At 63.6% G+C, this 4260-nt stretch carries 2 protein-coding genes; both read left to right on the plus strand.

What is annotated here, in order from left to right:
- Positions 1-411 precede the first annotated feature (411 nt).
- On the plus strand, positions 412-2685 hold the full coding sequence (locus VEK15_22175) for a sulfatase-like hydrolase/transferase (protein ID HXV63424.1): 2274 nt from the start codon (positions 412-414) through the stop codon (positions 2683-2685).
- 166 nt (positions 2686-2851) lie between these two features.
- The coding region (locus VEK15_22180; protein ID HXV63425.1) for a tetratricopeptide repeat protein at positions 2852-4260 on the plus strand (1409 nt) is incomplete at its 3' end.

Here is a 4260-nt window from a genome sequence, read left to right on the forward strand (position 1 = left end):
TGGAAGCGGTGGCGCCCGGCAGAACGCCGCCGGACTCGTCACGAATGGTACCGAGGAGCGTACCGGTCGTGATCTGGGCCTCGGCCAGGCTCGATGCGAGCAGTGCCACGACCGCGAGCACGAATCCAGAAAATCGATACATACATACCTCACAGAATGAAAAGCGGCCGCCGACCCGCCGGCGTCGCGAAACAGAAGGCATCCGTACAAACGCTAGACGGAGCAAAACTTATGCCAGGAAACGTCGCCTGGGCCAACCGACAAGCTGTTTCCGTTCAATTGGTTGTTGAACTTGCCCTGCTGAGATAAAGCGCCCGATCCAGCCCGTCGTACGCGCGATCCAATAAGTCGGACTAAGCGGTGGAAGCCCATGAGGGCAGTCGTGTGCGCTAGAATCGCTAAGCATCCGCCATGAAAAGCGCGATTGGGGCACTCGCTAGCTCGCTCGTCGTAACCATCGGGTGCCGCTCGGGTCCCGAGCCCGCTCGCCCGTTGAACGTCGTGATCGTCACTGCCGATACGCTCCGAGCGGACCGCCTTCCGATCTACGGCTATGAAAAAGTCGAGACACCCAACCTCGATCGCATGGCGGCGGAAGGCGTCGTTTTCGAGAACGCCCATACCGTCGTTCCGTTGACGCTTCCGGCGCACTCGTCGATGTTCACCGGGACCTTCCCGATGTACCACGGCGTCCGCGACAACGGCGGTTATTACCTCGACGACGCGCAGGTCACGCTCGCGGAAACTCTGAAGGCGTCGGGCTATGCGACGGGGGGGTTCGTGGCGGCGTTCGTGCTGGACGCACGCTGGGGCTTGAATCAGGGGTTCGATCGTTATTTCGACGAGTTCGACCTCAACAAGTTCGAGAAGATCGGCCTCGATACGGTGCAGCGTCCCGGTGGGGAGGTGGTCGACGAAGCGCTTCTCTGGATGGACGGTGTCAAGGAACAGCCGTTCTTTTCCTGGATCCACCTCTACGACGTGCATACTCCCTGGGAGCCGCCCGAGCCTTTTCTATCCCGGTATCGGGCCGCTCCCTACGACGGAGAGATCGCCTATGTGGACTCGTTGATGGGACGGCTCTTCGACTGGATCGAGCAAAGCGGTCTCACGGACGACACCGTGGTTGTCTTCATCGGCGATCACGGCGAGAGCCTCGGCCAGCACGCGGAGAACACGCACGGTTACTTCATCTATGACGCCACGATGCACGTGCCGTTCGTGATCAAAACGCCTTATCGCCAGGTGGGTCGCGGTCGCCGGGTCGCCGCGCAAGTGCGGTCCGTCGATCTGATGCCGACGCTTCTGGAGCTCGTCGGCCTACCGGTTCCCGAGACCGTCCAGGGAGAAAGCCTCGTCTCCCTTCTCACCGGAGAGAGCGAGGATCTCGGCCTTCTGGCCTACGGCGAATCGTTCTATCCCCGAAACCACTATGGCTGGTCCGAGCTGAAGTCGATTCGTGATGGCTCTTATCACTTCATCGATGCCCCGAGGCCGGAGCTTTTCGACGTCGCGTCGGACCCCGGGCAACGCACCAACCTCGCCCCACAGCGGGCAGCCACCGTGGCCAAGCTCAAATCGGCGCTCGACGATCTCGTCGACCGCTTTGGCGTCGAGGGGATCGATGAAAAAGGACCCGAGACCCTCGATCCCGAAGCCCAGGCCCAGCTCGCGGCCCTGGGCTACATCGGGGGCCCCTCCCGCGTCAGCATCGACCCCGACCGTCCGCTCGCTGACCCCAAGGACAAGATCGGTCTGTTCAACCTCATCAAGCAAGCGGGTTCGGACTCGAGCGAGGGCAATACCGAAGAGGCTCTCGAGAAGATCGATCGAGTCCTCGCGGAAGATCCCGACATTCTCGAGGCGCACAACATCCGAGGAAACCTCTTCTCGAAGCAGGGCGATCTCGAGAACGCGTTGATTGCTTTTCAGGAGGCGCTCGCGCGGGATCCGGAGTACAAGCCCGCCCTCTACAGCCTCGCTCTCACCTACAAGGAGCTCGGCCGAGCGAAGGACGCCGAAGCGGGCTTTCGCCGCATCATCGACCTCGACGCCAGGGACAACCGGGCCTACTTCATGCTCGCGCAGATCCACGCGGAGCGCGAGGAGTTCGACGAAGCCCTCGCGCTGTTGCAGAAAGCCGTCGACCTCGGAAGCGAGCGGGCGCCGCTCCACAACCTGATGGCTGAGTGCTACATCGGTTTAAAGGAGCTCGACCGCGCGAAGGAAGAAGTCGACCGCGCTCTCGAGATGAATCCCCAGCTCGCCACGGCGCACTACAACCTCGCACTCATTCACGAGGAGCGCGGTGAGATAGACGCCGCCATCGCTGCCTATGAGAAGGAGATCGAGGTCGCGCCCAAGGACTTCAAGGCTCACTTCAACCTGGCGAAGCTCTACGGAGGCACGGGTCGGCCTCAGAAGATGAAGGCGCACTTCGAGAAGGCGATCGAGGTCAACGACAAGTTCGCCATCGGCCATCTCTACCTCGCGAAGGTCCATCTCGACGCGGGCGATCTGGACCAGGCTCAGCAGCACGCCACGAAGGGTATCGAGTTAGGACCGGAACCCAAGATGGCCCCTTTCGGTCATTTCATTCTCGCCGACGTCTACAACCGTCAGGGGCGTTTCGACGACGCCCAGCGAGAGCTCGAGACCGCCCAGAGGCTGAGCGCAGGTTCCTGAGCCTCACGGAAAAGGCGCTCCAGCAGATAGAGTACTCAGCCCACCCTGCGCGAGCGGAGCGAGCCCGGCGCGCTTGCCGCGCCGTAAGCAGCCCGAGCCGTGGCGGCTCGATCGATTACGGGTCCCCGCCACGGCATTGAATACTCTATGGTATCGTCGATTTCCCATGATCCTCTTGACGCTATCGCTCCTTCTTGCTTCCGAGGAAATCCCCAGCGCCGCTCTCGACGCATGTAACCGAGCGCGCGCTCTCTGGGAGACCCGCACCCAGGCTGGCCTCGAGGAGAGCTTGGAGCTCTTCGAGCAGGCGGCGCGAATCGCCCCCGAGCTCGCCGCGGCGCATGCGGGCATCGCCGACGCCGCCAGTCTTCTCGCCTTGTACGGCTACGCCCCCGCTTCGGTCGCCTTGCCCAAGGCGCGTGCGGCAGCCGAACGGGCGATTGCGCTCGATCCGACGCTCGGTACCGCTCACGCGTCGCTCGGGCTAGCCCGCTATCTCGGCGAGTGGGACTGGCGTTCGGCCGAGGACAGCTTTCGCCGGGCGATCGCCCTCGAGCCCGACTACGCCCCAGGGCACCACTGGTTCGCCATGATGCTCATGGTGACGGCTCGCTACGAGGAAGCGCTTGGCGAGATCGAGAAGGCCATCGCTCTCGAGCCCGATTCGGCCCTGTACCAGACGAAGCGCGGCACGATCCTGCTCGCCGCCGGACGCGTCGAGGACGCCGAGAAGCACCTCCGCCAGGTCGTCTCCCGGTTTCCCGACTTCTCGATGGCTCGACGGGAGCTGGGTCGAATCGAGATCCAGAACGGCCACCTGGAACAGGCGCTCGAGTACCTGGATTCCCGGGAGCCCGATCGCGGGCTTGCGCTCGCTCGGCTCGGCAGAGACCGAGAGGCCCGCTCGGTGCTCGCTACGCTCGGACGCTCACCCGTGGATGCCGCCGTCGTCCATGCTGGTTTGGGCGAGGTAGAGGAAGCTCTCGAAGAGCTGGAAAGCGCCTTCGTCGCGCGGGACCCGTCCCTCGTCTACTTTCGCACCCGCACGGGTCTGTCCCTGCTTCGATCGGAACCCCGCTTTCGAGAGATCGAAACGCGAATGGGACTTCCCCCATCGAGCGGACTCCGGTTCGCCGTTCGCTTCGACCCGAAGCTCGGCGACGAGGCGCTCGACGGCCGGCTGCTCCTTCTGATCTCGAACGACCCCTCGAACGAGCCGCGGTTTCAAATCGTCGACGGACCGGCGACCCAGATCGCGTTCGGAATGGACGTAGACGGATGGAAACCGGGTGAGGAGGCCATCTTCGACGCCGGAGTTCTCGGCTATCCGCTCGATAGTCTGGCAGACATCCCCAAGGGCGCCTACCGCGTCCAGGCGCTTCTCCACAAATACGAGACGTTCCGCCGGGCGGACGGCCATGTCGTCAAGCTTCCGATGGATCGCGGGGAGGGCCAGCAGTGGAACCGCGCACCGGGAAACCTCCTGAGCGAGCCCAAGGTCATGGACGTCGATCCGGCGAGTGCGGCGACGCTCCGCGTCGCGCTCGACCGCGCGCTCCCCGCCATCGAGGATCC

It is taken from the genome of Vicinamibacteria bacterium (assembly GCA_035620555.1).
Lineage (GTDB): Bacteria > Acidobacteriota > Vicinamibacteria > Marinacidobacterales > SMYC01 > DASPGQ01.

What these genes read in the sequence shown, in the direction of transcription:
- VEK15_22175 (HXV63424.1), top strand. Translation starts at nt 412, where the DNA reads ATGAAAAGCGCGATTGGGGCACTCGCTAGCTCGCTCGTCGTAACCATC.